At 63.4% G+C, this 14,040-nt stretch carries 14 protein-coding genes; 4 read left to right on the forward strand and 10 right to left on the reverse strand.

Features of this window, described 5'->3' with window-relative positions; all coding sequences use genetic code 11:
* Positions 1-12: 12 nt before the first annotated feature.
* Positions 13-738 carry an HAD family hydrolase gene (locus UB31_RS32080; protein ID WP_045013717.1) on the reverse strand — a complete coding sequence of 242 codons (726 nt, stop codon included), beginning with the start codon at positions 736-738 and terminating at the stop codon, positions 13-15.
* A gap of 145 nt (positions 739-883) precedes the next feature.
* On the opposite strand from UB31_RS32080, the gene UB31_RS32085 reads away from it, so the two are divergent.
* Positions 884-1,735, forward strand: coding sequence for an SDR family oxidoreductase (locus UB31_RS32085; RefSeq protein ID WP_045013718.1), 852 nt, complete (start codon positions 884-886; stop codon positions 1,733-1,735).
* A gap of 140 nt (positions 1,736-1,875) precedes the next feature.
* Positions 1,876-3,144 (forward strand): serine hydrolase domain-containing protein, encoded by a 1,269-nt coding sequence (locus UB31_RS32090; protein ID WP_045013719.1) that lies wholly within the window; start codon positions 1,876-1,878, stop codon positions 3,142-3,144.
* Positions 3,145-3,202: 58 nt separating this feature from the next.
* Here UB31_RS32090 and UB31_RS32095 read toward each other — a convergent pair whose 3' ends face one another.
* On the reverse strand, positions 3,203-4,093 hold the full coding sequence (locus UB31_RS32095; protein WP_045013720.1) for a dienelactone hydrolase family protein: 891 nt from the start codon (positions 4,091-4,093) through the stop codon (positions 3,203-3,205).
* Between the two features lie 101 nt (positions 4,094-4,194).
* The gene (locus UB31_RS32100) at positions 4,195-5,496 is read right to left on the reverse strand and encodes an MFS transporter (protein WP_045013721.1); all 1,302 of its coding nucleotides are present in this window, start codon (positions 5,494-5,496) and stop codon (positions 4,195-4,197) included.
* 475 nt (positions 5,497-5,971) lie between these two features.
* On the opposite strand from UB31_RS32100, the gene UB31_RS32105 reads away from it, so the two are divergent.
* Positions 5,972-6,550, forward strand: coding sequence for a MarR family winged helix-turn-helix transcriptional regulator (locus tag UB31_RS32105; protein ID WP_045007689.1), 579 nt, complete (start codon positions 5,972-5,974; stop codon positions 6,548-6,550).
* A 13-nt stretch (positions 6,551-6,563) separates the two neighbouring features.
* Here UB31_RS32105 and UB31_RS32110 read toward each other — a convergent pair whose 3' ends face one another.
* Entirely contained in the window at positions 6,564-7,508 is a 945-nt protein-coding gene (locus UB31_RS32110) for a hypothetical protein (protein WP_045013722.1), read from the reverse strand.
* An 815-nt stretch (positions 7,509-8,323) separates the two neighbouring features.
* Here UB31_RS32110 and UB31_RS32115 point away from each other — a divergent pair.
* Complete coding sequence (locus UB31_RS32115) at positions 8,324-9,094, forward strand: response regulator transcription factor (protein ID WP_045013723.1); 771 nt, start codon at positions 8,324-8,326, stop codon at positions 9,092-9,094.
* Between the two features lie 118 nt (positions 9,095-9,212).
* Here the strand turns inward: UB31_RS32115 and UB31_RS32120 are convergent, their stop codons facing one another.
* From UB31_RS32120 to flhA, 6 genes are read right to left on the reverse strand one after another with little or no spacing between them, the layout of a single operon-like run.
* Entirely contained in the window at positions 9,213-9,671 is a 459-nt protein-coding gene (locus UB31_RS32120) for a hypothetical protein (RefSeq protein WP_045007692.1), read from the reverse strand.
* Entirely contained in the window at positions 9,668-10,207 is a 540-nt protein-coding gene (locus tag UB31_RS32125; protein ID WP_045007693.1) for a hypothetical protein, read from the reverse strand. The genes UB31_RS32120 and UB31_RS32125 overlap by 4 nt, the downstream gene beginning before the upstream one ends.
* A gap of 43 nt (positions 10,208-10,250) precedes the next feature.
* Entirely contained in the window at positions 10,251-10,733 is a 483-nt protein-coding gene (locus UB31_RS32130) for a rod-binding protein (RefSeq protein ID WP_045007694.1), read from the reverse strand.
* Entirely contained in the window at positions 10,730-11,149 is a 420-nt protein-coding gene (locus UB31_RS32135; RefSeq protein WP_045007695.1) for a hypothetical protein, read from the reverse strand. The genes UB31_RS32130 and UB31_RS32135 overlap by 4 nt, the downstream gene beginning before the upstream one ends.
* Positions 11,150-11,155: 6 nt before the next feature.
* Positions 11,156-11,908 carry a flagellar biosynthesis protein FliR gene (fliR, locus tag UB31_RS32140; protein WP_045013724.1) on the reverse strand — a complete coding sequence of 251 codons (753 nt, stop codon included), beginning with the start codon at positions 11,906-11,908 and terminating at the stop codon, positions 11,156-11,158.
* Positions 11,905-13,986, reverse strand: coding sequence for a flagellar biosynthesis protein FlhA (gene flhA, locus UB31_RS32145; protein ID WP_045013725.1), 2,082 nt, complete (start codon positions 13,984-13,986; stop codon positions 11,905-11,907). Before flhA ends, fliR begins: the two co-directional genes overlap by 4 nt.
* Between the last annotated feature and the right edge of the window lie 54 nt (positions 13,987-14,040).

The following is a 14,040-nucleotide window of genomic DNA, read 5'->3' on the forward strand; positions in this document are numbered from 1 at the left end:
AGCGGCGCGCGCTCAGCGAGGGCATCCCAGCTCCGACAGATCATCCAGGACGAACCGGGCATCGCTGAAATCATCGTCCCGGAAAAATATGCTGCGGGTGATGAGCACGGGAATGTTCGCGCGCGAGGCCGCGATCAGGCCGTTGGCAGAATCCTCGATCGCGACACAGTCCGAGGGCTTCAGCTTCAGTCGCGCCAGGATCGCGAGATAGACGTCCGGCGCAGGCTTCTTGTGCCTGACATCGTCGCCGGCGACGATCGCGTCGAAGTCCGCAGCCCAGCGTTTCCCGAGCGCGCGCGACAGCAGCGCATCGATGTTGCCGTGCGAGGTGGTCGTCGCGATCGCGAGACGCTGCCCCCGCGCCCTCGCAGCCGTGAGTAGATCCGCCACGCCCGGCCGCAACGGACAGCAGCCTGTTTCGACCAACTCGGCGTAACGCGCGGTCTTGATGCGGTGAAGCTCCGCAATGTCCCCGTCCGGCAATGGCGGCGCGATCGGCTGCCTTGCATGATAGGCGCGGATACGTTCCTTGCCGCCCGTCACCCGCAGCAGATCCTTGTAAACGGCGCGGTCCCAATGCCAGTCGAGACCGCGGCAGTCGAAGGCTCCATTGAAGGCCTGCCGATGCAGCTCCTCCGTTTCGGCCAGGGTGCCGTCGACATCGAAGATCAGGGCGCGAGCGCGTCGGATCAGCTCTGACGCACCAGATGGCGCTATGGTGGCCGCTTCTGCCTGCATGACCGACGCTCCTCGAGCCCTGTAGCGAGAGACCATCGCCCGGGGTGGCGGGTGAGTAAAATTGCAATATCTTTTGCCGGCCCCAAAAATCTCTTATGAGTGCACGGGGCGGCGCGGCCGGAACTTCGATCAGCACGGGAGACGCATGCGGCTCTTCATCCTTGGCCTTGGTTATAGCGCCCGGCACTTCGTCGCCAGATTTGGCGGCGGCTTCACCCACATCGCCGGCACAATGCGCGACCCCGCGAACCGGGAGACGATCGCCGGCGTCGAGGCGCACCCGTTTTCCGGGAGCGGCCCGGATCGCGAGACGGTCGAGCAGATTCGCGACGCCGACGTCCTTCTCGTGTCGATCCCGCCCGGAAGCCACGGCGATCCCGCGATTGCGGCATTCGCGAACACGCTGGCAGAGAAGCACAACCAAAAGATCATCTATTTGTCCACCATCGGCGTGTACGGCGATCACGGCGGCGCATGGGTCGACGAGAGCACGCCGCCGCAGGCGGCTCTCGATCGCACGCGGATGCGGCTCGCCGCCGAGGAAGCGTGGGCAGAGACGACGCGTGGCGATGTCGCAATATTGCGGCTTGCCGGCATCTACGGCCCCGGCCGCAATGCGCTGGCAACGCTACGCGCGGGCTCGGCCCGCCGCATCGTCAAGCCGGGACAGGTCTTCAACCGCATCCACGTCGACGACATCGCAAGCGCGATCATGGCCGCGGTTCGCCATCAGGGCGGCGGCCTATGGAATGTCTGCGACGACGAGCCCGCGCCGCCGCAGGATGTGATCGCCTATGCGGCACGGCTGATGGGCATCGCCCCGCCAGTCGAAGAGGCGTTCGAGACGGCCGAGATGTCGGCAATGGCGCGCAGCTTCTATGCCGGCAATGCGCGGGTCTCCAACGCGAGATTGAAACACGACCTTGGCATGACGCTCGCTCATCCGACCTATCGGCAGGGCCTCGCGGCGCTATGGAACGCGGGCGAGGGGAGCTAGAGGTTCCGCTGTCTCCGGACGCGTCCCTGGTCCGCTTTGCCCGCACTTGACTCCAATTCCGCGCAGACGTGATCTGGGCCCTGAGCGGATCTGGGCCCTGAGCGGGCCATTGCAAAACAAACTCGCCTTGGGAGGATACAATGAAGAAGACGATCGCGATGATCGCGACGGCGGCTGCCGTCATCACGCTCGGTGCTGCCCGCGCTGCACCGCTGCCCGAGGCCAATCCCGACGATGTCGGCTTCTCCAAACAAGGGCTCGCCCGGCTCGACGATTTCTTCGCGCGCGAAATCGCCACCAAGCGCGTGCCCGGCGCGGTCGTCGCGGTGGCGCGCGACGGCAAGCTCGTCCACTACAAGGCCTACGGCATGCTCGATCCGGACAAGGGCACTCCGATGCCGGTTGACGCGATATTCGCACTGGCGTCGATGACCAAGCCGATGGCAGCAGTCGCGGGCCTGACGCTGATGGAGCAAGGCCGGCTGCCGCTCCAGGCCAAGCTTTCCGACTACTATCCGGGATTTGCCGACATGAAAGTCGGCGTCCAGCAGGCCGACGGATCGCTGAAACTCGAACCGCAGGCCTCACAGATCTACATTCACGACCTGTATCGGCACACGTCCGGCCTGATGTATGGCGGCCGCCCAGACAGCACCAGCGTACTGGCGCGGCAATACCCTGAGGGCACCGCACCGGCCCTCGAGGGCGACACCCAGGCCTTCATCGAGCGCATCACGAAACTGCCGCTGGTGCATCAGCCCTCGACCGAGTTCGAATACGGATTTTCGATCGATGTGCTCGGTGCCGTCGTCGAGAAGGTGAGTGAGCAGCGGCTCGGCGACTATCTCGCCGCCAATGTGTGGCAGCCGCTCGGCATGAAGGACGCGACCTTCCACCCGACCGACGCGCAGCGCCCGCGTCTTGCCCGCCCGTTTGCCAACGATCCGCTGACCGGCAAGCCGCAGGCCATCAAGCTGCTGGATACGCCGACCAGGTTCGATTGCGGCGGCGCCTGCTCATTTGCGACGGTTGGCGACTACATCCGCTTCGGACAGATGCTGCTCAATGGCGGCGAGCTCGACGGCCAGCGCATTCTCGGGCCCAAGACTGTGCATCACATGACGACCAACCACCTCGGTCCCGAGATCAAGAACAACGTGGCGAATGTCGAGCCGCATCGCGCCGGCTTCGGCTTCGGTCTCGCGGTCGCGGTCCGGACCAGCGAAGGCCTGTCGTCGGTTCCCGGCAATCCAGGCGAGTTCACCTGGAATGGCGCCTATGGCACGCAGTTCTTCTGCGATCCCAAGGAGAGGCTTGTCGTGGTGGTGGGAACGGCGGCGCCCGGCGAGCTCAGGAAATACTATCGCGAGCAGGTGCAGGACATCGTCTATGGCGCGATGGTGAAGTGAGATCATCGCACTGAAATAGAGAGGGCGGCCGATCGGGCCGCCCTCTCTAAAGCCAGCGTCAGCTCAGCACGCCATATTTCTTGAACCAGGCCTGCGCCTGCTTCCAGGCATCTTCCGCCGCGTCCTTGCGATAGCTGCCGCGGTAGTCGGCATGGAAGCCGTGCGGCGCCTCCGGATAGATCTTGAATTCGGCCGTCTTCTTGTTCTGCTCGAGCGCCGCCTTGAGCTGCTCGACCTGGGCGACGGGAATGCCGGTGTCAGCGCCGCCATAGAGGCCGAGCACCGGTGCCTTCATCTCGGGCGCGAGCTGGAGCGGGCTCTTCGGCCACAGCGGATTGGCTGGATCGACCGGCGGGCCATAGAAGGCGACACCGGCCTTGAGCGTGCCGCTGTGGGCGGCATATTCCCAGACGGTGCGGCCACCGCGGCAGAAGCCGATGATGCCCAGCTTCGTGGTGTCACCGCCCTGCGATCCCGCCCATGCCACCGTCGCGTCGAGATCGGACAGCAGCTCGGCGTCCGGCTTGGCATTGACGACCGACAGCAGGTCCTTGATCTCGGTGATCTTGGTCAGGTCGACGCCCTTGCGGAAGTAATAGTCAGGCGCGACCGCGAATGCGCCGAGCTTGGCGAGGCGCCGCGTCACGTCCTTGATGTATTCGTGCAGGCCGAAGATCTCCATCGCCACGATGATCACCGGCGCCTTGGTGTTGCCGGCCGGGCGGGCAAAATAGGCAGGCATCTCGTCCTCGGAGCCGACCTTGATCTGGGCGTCGCCGGCCTGGAGGTCATTGGTGTCGGTGGTGATGACCTCGGCGCGGACCGGCCCGGCCGCTAGCGTGTAGCCGGCGGCCACGGCCGCAGTGGCGCTCATGAAGCCGCGACGCGACACCGGGGGTGGCTTGATCAGCCCGACGACGTCGGACGTCATGGTCGTTTCGATACTCATCGGTTGATCCTTTCTGATGCCTGGCCTGATCCTTCAGGCGACGCATTCGCCAATAGTTGCCGGCCAAACGCAAATCACCAGCCTGCGAGCGCCGCCCGCGGTCAGGTTTTGCGGTTCTTCACCGGCGCGGTCTCGGGCATCAGGCTCATCGCGACAAGTCCGACGATTGCCGCAAGCAGCAGGTACCAGGCCGGCGCCAGCGGATCGCCGGTGACATGGAGCAGCCAGGTGACCACGAGTTGGGCCGTGCCGCCGAAGCTTGCGATCGCAACCGCATAGACAGTGGCGAACACGCCGCCGCGGATGTTCTGGGGCAGCGCCTCGGTGAAGGTGGCGTAGAACGCGGTGAAGGGCAGCGAGCCGATGGCGGAGAGGACGCCAAAGCCGACCAGCAGCGACAACGCCCCAGGCGCATGCACGATCCACAGGAAGGCCGGATAAGTCAGCAGCAGCGTTGCGAGCTGCGGCCAGATCATGACCGGCTTGCGGCCCAGGCGATCGGCGAGCCAGCCACCAAACAGCGCACCCGCAAATTGAATGGCGTTGCTGACGAGCGACACGCCGAAGGCCAGCGTCGAGGACACATGCAGCGTGTTCTGCGCATAGGTCGTCATGTATTGCGTGACGTAGGTCGAGATCGTGCCACTGGCCAAAATCATCAGCGCCAGCGCGATGAGGCCAGTGTGACGACGGGCCTGCGAAAGATGACTCGTGCGATCGACGGCCGCGCGACCGGATTCAGCCTGCGGGATCGTTTCCGGCAGCGTCCGGCGCATCCACAATCCGAACGGCAGGCAAACGGCACCGATCAGAAATGCCACCCGCCAGCCATAGGAATCCAGCATCTCCGGCGTCATGGTCTTGCTCAGGATGACGCCGACCAGGGCACCGGCGGTCGCGGCGATCTCCTGGCTCGCCGGCTGCCACGCCACCACCAGCGCCCGATGCTCGATCGGGGCGATCTCGATCAGATAGGCGGTGGTCGGCCCGACCTCGCCGCCCAAAGCAAAGCCTTGCGCCATGCGCGCCGCGATCACGATGATCGGCGCCGCAACGCCGATCGAATTGTACGACGGCGTGAGCGAGATGATTAGGATCGATAGCCCCATCAGCGCAAAGCTCAGCAGCATGGCGGGCCGCCGACCGATCCGGTCGGAATAGATGCCGAGCACGATCCCCCCGATCGGCCGCGTGATGAAGCCAGCGCCGAAGGTCGCCAGCGACAGCATCAGGCTGCCGTATTCGCTTCCGGTCGGAAAGAAGGTGTGGCCGATCTGGATGGCGAAGAAGCTGTAGGTGATGAAGTCGTAGAACTCGAGCATGTTGCCGACGGTGGCGGCCAATGCTGCGCGCTTAACGTTGAAGGGCTTGGCCTGGGAAGGCTTGGTTTGTTCTGACGACACTCTGGCATTCCCCGATCTGAAAATGTGCCCGATTTAACCGCCTCGCCGCGCTGCGTCGCAACATCCATTAACCGAAAAAGGCGGTTCTCCCACCACCCGTTGCGCCATCACCCGTTGCAGGCCGTGCGCGCCTTCGCGCAATTCGAAACGCTTCGCCGCAACAATCGAGCTTGATCGTGGCCGCAACGACACATCATGTTGCCCAGACATCGCACACAGCCTGAGATTTACCCGCGAGTCTCCGCCATTTGACTGAAATTTTCAGAGGAGTTGAGCCGTGCAATTTACTCGAACTTTCTGTGTGACGCTCTAGTTCCACTCCCGAATGTTCCATCTCCAGAACGGAGAAGCTCTTCCAAGCGCTGTACGTGTTTCCGCTTCGAGCGAAGCAACGCTCGCGTGCTTCATTCTGACCGGCATAGATTGCGCTACCAAGGACTCAATTGAATAAAGCTTTATCCGATCTGGCATTGAAATGAATTTGGCTCGCGAAGCGATTGAATTGTTGGGACAGGTAGCGCGGATCCTGTGGTTCGAAGGCACCAAGCATGGCATGCGCGATCGCGAGTGGATGGCGCTGCGCTTCCTCTCCCGTGCCAACCGGTTTTCCAGGACGCCTTCGGCGCTAGCGAGCTACGTCGGCACCACGCGCGGCACTGCCTCGTTCATCATCGGCGAGCTCGAGCGGCTGGGTTATCTGGAGCGGAAGCGCTCCGCCAAGGACAAACGCTCGGTGTTGCTGAGCGTGACGCAGCAGGGCAAGAAGTTTTTGGCGCGCGATCCCGTCAACGGTCTCGTCGACGCCATCGCCGTGCTCGATGATGACGGCAAGATCCGCTTTCGCGACACACTGCGGCACGTGCTCGACCAGGCGGATGCCGCCGAACAGCGGCACCATACCGACGTCTGCAAGCGATGTATCTTCCTCCGGGAGGATCGCACCGCCGCCGAGAACAAGACGACCGTCGAGTTCACCTGCCGCCTGTTTCGCGCGCCGATCGCGGAGGCGGAGATCGACCTGCTATGCACCAGCTTCGAGCATCACCGCCAATAGAAGGGTCCGCCAATCACGGCGTCCCCTTGCGCGGCGAATAGACGGCGCCGCCGCTGGTATCCACCACGAGACGCCCATTCTCGTTTCTGATCTCCTCGACGCGGCCGAGGCTCGGCACCTGCTGCCCCAGCACGGCCTCGACGACGCCGTTCGGGCCTTGCAGGATCGCAATGCCCTCATAAGCCTGGCGGACTGACCAGCCTTTGACCGCCTTGCGCGGTGCCGAAGTGCGTTCGGCCGGAGCCACCGAGCCCGTGGTCTCGGGCGCCGCGACCGAGGCCATCATTGGCATCGCTGGCGATTGCGGCTGCGAGGCGACGGTTGTCGGCGCCTGAGCCTGCGCCTGGGCGAGTTTGTCGAGCTTCACCGTTGAGGACGAGCTCACCCGCTCGATGCGATCCAGATTTTCCGCGAACCGGCCGAAGCGATCGCTGGTCGCCTTGCTCGAGAAATCGACCGCGGTGCGCAGGCCATCGAGATTTTCGGACACGCCGGACAATTGCTTGCGCAGTTGCGCGACCGTGTCGCGCAGATTTCTGATCTCGGCATTGGCCGCGACGTTGGTCTGGCTCGGTTGCGTGGTGAGATAGGCGATCACACCGGTGCAGGCGCAGACCACCAGGATAGCGGCAACCGCCAATGTCGCGAGCGGCGCGACCCATGTCGGACGGGGCGACGGCGGCTTCGCCACGATCACGGCCGGCCTGATCACGACTTGCGCAGACTTGGGTATCGCCATCTTGTCGAGGCGTGCCTTGGCGCGAATACGCTTCAACCCCTCGAGCGCTGCTTTTGCCGCAACTTCGTCGCTTGTTGCCGCCGACGCAGGCTTGGTGCCTGTCACGGGCTTTGCCGTTCGCGCCGCATTGTCCTTTGCATCGCGCGCCACCGACGCCGGTTTCGCCGCTGTAGAGATATCCGCGGTCTCGTTGGGACGCGTTTTTCCATCGGACAACATGTGAAAATGCTCCGTTCGTTTCGATCTGTCGAACGAAGCTAGTTGTCGAAGCTTGCCTGAACCGTGCGCGTCAAAAACTATTCGTCACGCGCGATACGATGTCGAATGAGTCCAACGCGCCATGCACGAGGCGAGAGTGCGACTCGAAAGACACACACTCGCCAAGATTTCGCCAAGCTGGAGTCGCTTCGCCATACATGAGTCGAATTGTCGCACGCCGTTGCGCGATCAGGAGAGTCAATCCGGGGTTGAAAACCCCTCAGTGCGAGGGACGCGCGGCACTACCCAAAATAGCTGTAATTGTACGGGTGTACGGAACTTTATAATCGCCACGGTGCAAAACTAGTTCGAAAATCAAATCAACTGATGCGTTTGGATATATCAAGAAACAACTGGAAACAAACCAACAGCATCAAGCACGCGTAGCAACCGCTTTGTTTCGCGCGCTTGATCGGAAATCGGCAATTGTTACGGTCTTACTCAAGTGATTCTCGCCAGTTGGCGAGGAGATCGAGACAGTTCAGTAGCGTTCGGGCGCGATGAGCAACTTGGCGCAACTGTTCTAGTCGCTTTCTCAATGCGCTCCGCGAGGTGATCCGTAAGACACCCGCCGGACCTCACACAGTAAGCGTTCAGTATCGAGTCGAAGTAGCAGGCCTGCACGCGCAGGCACTGAATGCGTAGGGCTGCCCGCGAAAATCGAGACCATAACAACGATTCGCGGGAAGGAGTGTCGTCAAACAGCATGGCTGCCGAGCCGGGGCATCACAACAACGACCCGGCCGCAGCAAGTGCGAAACAGGGGCGAAAGACTGATGTATATTATCGTTGATGATCGCGAGAGCGTCACGAACAGCTACGTTGGAGGGCTCGTTCGTGAGGGTGTATCGTCGATCGGCTTCTCCTCCGGAGAATTCTGGGACTGGCTGCAATCCGCCAATGAATCGGATCTGGCAGCCGTCGATGCCTTCCTTCTGGGGGACTGCGATGCCCGCGGAAGCCTGCCACGGGCGATGCGCAAGCGGTCCGCGGCTCCCATCATCGCCATGAGCGGCCAGAAGATGCTCAAGAACACGCTTGAGCTCTTCGAATCGGGCGTGGACGATGTGGTTCACGTGCCGATCCATCTTCGCGAGATCCTCGCGCGGACCGCGGCGATCGCACGCCGCAGGGTCGGCGACCTGCCGAGGCCCTGCGAGACCAGGATCCAGGTCTTCTTCAACGGGCGCGACCCCGAGATCGGCGGCCACGCCCTCACCCTGCCCCGCCGCGAACTGCGCATTCTCGAATATATGGTCGGCAACCACGGCAAGTGGATCACCAAGACGCAGATCTTCAACGCGGTCTACGGTATCTTCGAGGCGACGTTCGACGAGAGCGTGATCGAGAGCCACGTCAGCAAGCTGCGCAAGAAACTGCGTGACCGCCTCGGCTTCGACGCGATCGTCGCGCGGCGCTACGTCGGATACCGGCTCAACATCCCGGCCGGCGAGACCATCGACGAGCCGATGCAGGATCTCGACGAGGTCGGCATCCTCCTGAACCGGACACATGTCGCCCCGGCGGCATACCCGGCAGGGAACTGACGCACTAAAGCGACGATATGAAACGACCACCGGCCTCTGCGGAGATAACCCGCAGAGGCCGGTTTGTTTTCAACGGCAGCAACGTCACGACACCGGCGCGGCTTCGCAGCACGACGGGCTACGGCTTCTGCTGGAATTCGTCCTTCGAGACGTAGTTGAAGTCCTCGACCAGGACGTCCTGGACAACGTCGGCCTGCATCCGCTCATTGACGCGCTGCTTGATGGCCGCGGTGAGGATGGAGAGGTCGTAACGGGCGAGCTTCCTGAAATCGAGACGCTCATCCGCATAGATCCTGCGGAAGGCTTCGTCCACGACGAACGGCTCCGGCGGAACGCTGAGCTGGTGCATGGTCCGCGCCTCCACGGTGTAGACGAATCGCGCGACGATGTAGCCCTGCACGCTGCCGCTCTCGACCATGGGCACGCTCAGCGCCCGCGTCTTCTGGTATTGCAGCCCGTCGAGATATTCGTCCTTCGCCGGCAGCAAGCTGCCGTTCTCCTTCCAATAGGCCACGGCATAGCTCGTGCCTGCGGTGAGGATGCATACCCAGAGCCCGGCAAGCACCAGTCTGATCATTTTCCGTCCTTCGCCGCGCGGCCGGTATAGGTACCGTCCGACTCGGCCTCCTTGATCGCCCTGACGATGATGGTCGCGACCTCACGCACGGCGTCGTAGTGCATTTCGAGGATCGACCGGTTTCGCTCCAGCTTCTCGCGCAACCGCTGGATTTCCTCGGTGATCTCGGTCTCACCGCCAAGATGCATCCGCGCCCGCATCAGCCGGACGAATTCCAGCATGCTGCGGCTCTTCCGCCCGCTGAAGTCGTCGAAATCGATCTTCTTGCCGGTCGCGAGCGCAGCGGTCTCCTCCTCGATAATACTCTCGAGCCGGCGAATCGCCGTTAACAGGCCGCGCACTTCATGCGACCTTTCCCCTTCCGACCTTGCCGCATCGATGCCGTCGGACGCCATGTCGCTGCCGACAATAGGCAGGAGCACGGGCAATAGCGCATCGCCCGACGCGGCACCCGTCATCGCCCCGGCGTCCAAGACCTGCTGCTCCAAGACCTGTCGCTCCATCACCGGAGCTGTCGCGCCTTCTTCTGCCTGCATAGGAAATTCACCCCTCAACCTTCGTCACCCATTTCCAGATCCATCATCCGGCCTTCCCCGTGACGCCGGGAGTCGCCGGATGCGCAGCGGCGAGCTGCTTGGCAATGCCGATCCCGTTGCCCTTGGCAAGCTGATTGCCGAGCTGCTCGGCGAGCATCGATTTCCAGACGCTGCCGGCGGTCCCCTTGCCGAAGACCTCCTCCGACTCTTTCGGCAACATCGTCTCGACGAAGGTCTGGAGGATGAACGCCTCGAACTTGCGATACACCTCACCGGAAGCGGGCTTCTTGATCACCTGCACCGGCGCGCCGTTCACCACCCCCGATTGCGCTTCAGGCACCGTCGTCGCCGATTGATCGGCGGCAGCCGTTGCCGCGGCCTTGTTGACCTCGGCGTCCATCGTGGCGGCAAAATCGGTGTCCGACGATTTCAGGGCGTCGAGCTTTGCAGTCGCCACGCGTTGCGTCACCGGATCGCCGGCTTCGAGAACGTCGAGAACGAGGTCGGGCGTCGCTGTCACGATCATGTCTTATTCCGGCTGGCTGGCCGTGGCGTCCAGTCGCGCACGGCGGGATGTATCCCCGTCATCTCTTCGAGCGAGCGCTTCTCCGCGTCGCGACGCTTGTCGGCGAGCGCCGCTTTGGCGACTTCCTCGAGCTGCTTCACGCGGCGGTTCTCCGAGCGGACCTGGTCGAGCTGCCGCGAGGCCCGCTCCTGAACGGCGCGCGCGCCGACGCTGGTCTTGGTCAGGCGCCGCGCGATCGATTCGCTCGATGATCCCACCGGCGGCTTCCCCTCGTTCAGGGCTCCGACCAGCCATGCCTGCTCATCCTGCAAGGTCTGCTCCTGCTGCCGCAAATGCGCGAGCTGCCATTCGGACAGCCGGAGCTGGAGCTTCACGAGCGAGACGATCCGGCCGAGCTTGTCCGCGCGCGATGTCATGGCCGGTCATTCCGCCAGCCACGACGACAGGCCGAGCATGAACTGCGTCAGCAACTCGTCGCTGGTGAGGTAGAGCAGCAGGAAGCCGCCGAACAGGACGAAGGGCACCGAGATGAAATAGACCGGAATCGCCGGTGTCAGCTTGTTGATGAGGCCGACCGCCAAATTGACGATGACGGAATAGACGATGAAGGGGCTGGTGATCCGCAGCGTCAGCACGAACGCTTGCGACAGGCGGCTCTCGAGCTGGTTCAGTGCCATCTCGCTGCTCAACTTCTCGCCGGGGCGCCAGACGTCGTAGGAATTCATCAGTCCGCGCAGGACCTGCCAGTGCAGGTCGGTCATGAAGAACAGCGTGGTGACGGCGACCATGATCAGCGGCACCAGGGCCGGCGCCGAATCGGTATCGCCGACCGGCGTTCCCGGGATGTTGCTGAGCCCGATTGCGCTCGCCATCACGGTCGCCATGGTCTGGAGCGCGAGAAAAAACACGCGGCCGCCGAGCCCGATGACGCTGCCGACCAGGAGCTCGGTGCCGATCAGTGACGCAAGCGTCAGCGGCGGTGCGTTGTCCACCAGCGGCTTCAGGATCGCAACCAGGATCGGCGCCAGCGCAAACGTCGTGACGAGCGCGACGAACAGGCGGATCTGGGGCGGAATGTTGACGCTTGAATAGCCGGGCACCAGCATCAGGCAACCGCCGATGCGACAGAACACGATGAAGGTGGCAAGCACGTTGTCGGCAAGGCCATTGATCACGAGATGGCTCCGAGCGCCCGGATCTCGGCGGTGCGTGCGACCTCGACATGCGACAGGATCGGCAGCGTCGGGAACACCCGTTCCAAGATCATGCGGACATAGGGACGGGCTTCCGGGGTCACCGCCAGCACCACGCTGGTGCCGTCCTCGGTGAATTTCCGGATCGCGGCGCTGGCGTCGGTCGCGAACTGCTCGATCAGCCGCGGGTCGGCATCAAACTCGACGACGTCGCCCTTGGCATCGCGCTTCAGGCTCTGGTGGAACGCGAGATCCCACCGATTGCCGAGACGAAGGACGTTGAGCACGCCATTGTCGGAGAGATCGCCGCAGATCTGCTGGGCCAGACGCATCCGCACGTGCTCGGCGACCTGTTCGGAGCGCCGCACATGGGGCGCGACCTCGGCGATCGCCTCGAGGATCAGGTGAAGGTTCCGGATCGACACGCGCTCGGCCAGCAGGATCTTCAGGATCGCCAGCAGGCCCGAATAGGAGATCTGCGACGGGCAGAGATCGTCGACCAGGCGCTTGTATTCGGGCTCGAGCCGGTCGAGCAGGCCACGCATGTCCTTGTAGGACAGCAGCTGGGCGAGGTTCGCCCTGGTCACTTCGCTCAGATGCGTGAGCAGCACCGACAGATTGTCGACGGGCTTGCAGCCCTGTCGCTTGACCTCGTCAGTGAAGGCTTCCGTCACCCACAGCGCCTTCATGCCGAACGCGGGCTCGATAACCTCGTCGCCCGGCACGTCGGGCTTGCCGTCCTTGTCCACCAGCACCATCACCTCGCCGAGCCGCAGCTCGCCATGGGCGACGCGCGTATCGTGAATCCGGATCTGGTACCCCTTGGGGTCGATCGACAGATTGTCCGACAGCTTGATCTCGGGAATGACGAAGCCATACTGCTTGGCGAACTTCTTGCGGATCTTGCTGACGCGATGCGCCAGTTCGTTGCGCGAACCCAGCAGATGGACCGACAAATGGCCGCCGAGCGACACTTCGATCTCGGTGGTCTTGAGCGATTCCTTGACGGATTCCTTGGCTTCGGCCTGCGCCCGCTCGTCAGCCTTGTGCGCCTCCTCCTTCCGCTCTCGCGCCGCCTGCCGCCTCGGCAGCGAGTAGCCGACGAAAGCCATGGCACCGCCGAGCAACACGAACGGTGCCATCGGAAGTCCCGGCATCAGGGCGAGCACGAACATCATCAACGACGCCGCCGACACCGCGCGCGGGTAGCCGCCGAGCTGTCGCAGCACGGCCTGCTCCGCCGACCCCCTGGTACCGCCCTTGGAGACCAGGAGGCCCGCCGACAGCGACACGATCAGTGCCGGCATCTGCGTGACCAGACCGTCGCCGACGGAGAGTTTTGTGTAGACGTCCGCGGAGCGCGACAGCGTCAGGCCGTGATGGGTGACGCCGATGATGATACCGCCGAAGATATTGATCGCGGTGATGATCAGGCCGGCGATGGCATCGCCGCGGACGAATTTCGAGGCACCGTCCATCGCGCCAAAGAAGGAGCTTTCCTCTTCGAGTTCGCGGCGCCGACGCTGAGCTTCCTTGTCGTCGATCAAGCCCGCCGACAGGTCCGCGTCGATCGCCATCTGCTTGCCCGGGATTGCGTCCAGGGTGAAGCGGGCTCCGACTTCGGCGATACGCGTCGCGCCCTTGGTAATCACGACGAAATTCACCGTGACCAGGATCGCGAAGATGATCAGGCCGATGACGAAGTCGCCGCCCATGACGAACTTCGAGAAGCCGGCGACGACATGGCCCGCGGCCTGCTCGCCCTCCCCGCCGCGGGAGAGGATCAGGCGGGTCGTCGCAACGTTGAGCGCCAGCCGCAGGATCGTCGCGATCAGCAGCACCGTCGGGAAGGCCGAGAAATCGAGCGGCCGCTGGATCCACAGCGCGACCATCAGGATCAGCGCCGACAACGCGATCGAGAAGGCGAGGCCGAGATCGATCAGGATCGGGGGAATCGGCAGGAACAGGATCGTGAGCATGGCCACGATACCGCCTGCGAAAAAGGCATCGGCCCCCAGTCGTCGTGGGGTCGGCAGGCTAGCAGCTAACGTATTGGCCATGGGTCACCGGCAGCAGGGTCCGCCTTGCAATCTGCCGCCTAAAGCTTACGCGAG

It is taken from the genome of Bradyrhizobium sp. LTSP849 (assembly GCF_000938255.1).
In the GTDB taxonomy this organism is placed as follows: domain Bacteria; phylum Pseudomonadota; class Alphaproteobacteria; order Rhizobiales; family Xanthobacteraceae; genus Bradyrhizobium.

Excerpts from the sequence above, each read along its gene's own strand:
- UB31_RS32080 (WP_045013717.1), bottom strand. The coding sequence starts at position 738 with ATGCAGGCAGAAGCGGCCACCATAGCGCCATCTGGTGCGTCAGAGCTG.
- UB31_RS32085 (WP_045013718.1), top strand. The coding sequence starts at position 884 with ATGCGGCTCTTCATCCTTGGCCTTGGTTATAGCGCCCGGCACTTCGTC.
- UB31_RS32105 (WP_045007689.1), top strand. The coding sequence starts at position 5,972 with ATGAATTTGGCTCGCGAAGCGATTGAATTGTTGGGACAGGTAGCGCGG.
- UB31_RS32135 (WP_045007695.1), bottom strand. The coding sequence starts at position 11,149 with ATGACATCGCGCGCGGACAAGCTCGGCCGGATCGTCTCGCTCGTGAAG.
- UB31_RS32110 (WP_045013722.1), bottom strand. The coding sequence starts at position 7,508 with ATGTTGTCCGATGGAAAAACGCGTCCCAACGAGACCGCGGATATCTCT.
- flhA (WP_045013725.1), bottom strand. The coding sequence starts at position 13,986 with ATGGCCAATACGTTAGCTGCTAGCCTGCCGACCCCACGACGACTGGGG.
- UB31_RS32120 (WP_045007692.1), bottom strand. The coding sequence starts at position 9,671 with ATGATCAGACTGGTGCTTGCCGGGCTCTGGGTATGCATCCTCACCGCA.
- UB31_RS32125 (WP_045007693.1), bottom strand. The coding sequence starts at position 10,207 with ATGCAGGCAGAAGAAGGCGCGACAGCTCCGGTGATGGAGCGACAGGTC.
- UB31_RS32130 (WP_045007694.1), bottom strand. The coding sequence starts at position 10,733 with ATGATCGTGACAGCGACGCCCGACCTCGTTCTCGACGTTCTCGAAGCC.
- UB31_RS32095 (WP_045013720.1), bottom strand. The coding sequence starts at position 4,093 with ATGAGTATCGAAACGACCATGACGTCCGACGTCGTCGGGCTGATCAAG.
- UB31_RS32115 (WP_045013723.1), top strand. The coding sequence starts at position 8,324 with ATGTATATTATCGTTGATGATCGCGAGAGCGTCACGAACAGCTACGTT.
- UB31_RS32090 (WP_045013719.1), top strand. The coding sequence starts at position 1,876 with ATGAAGAAGACGATCGCGATGATCGCGACGGCGGCTGCCGTCATCACG.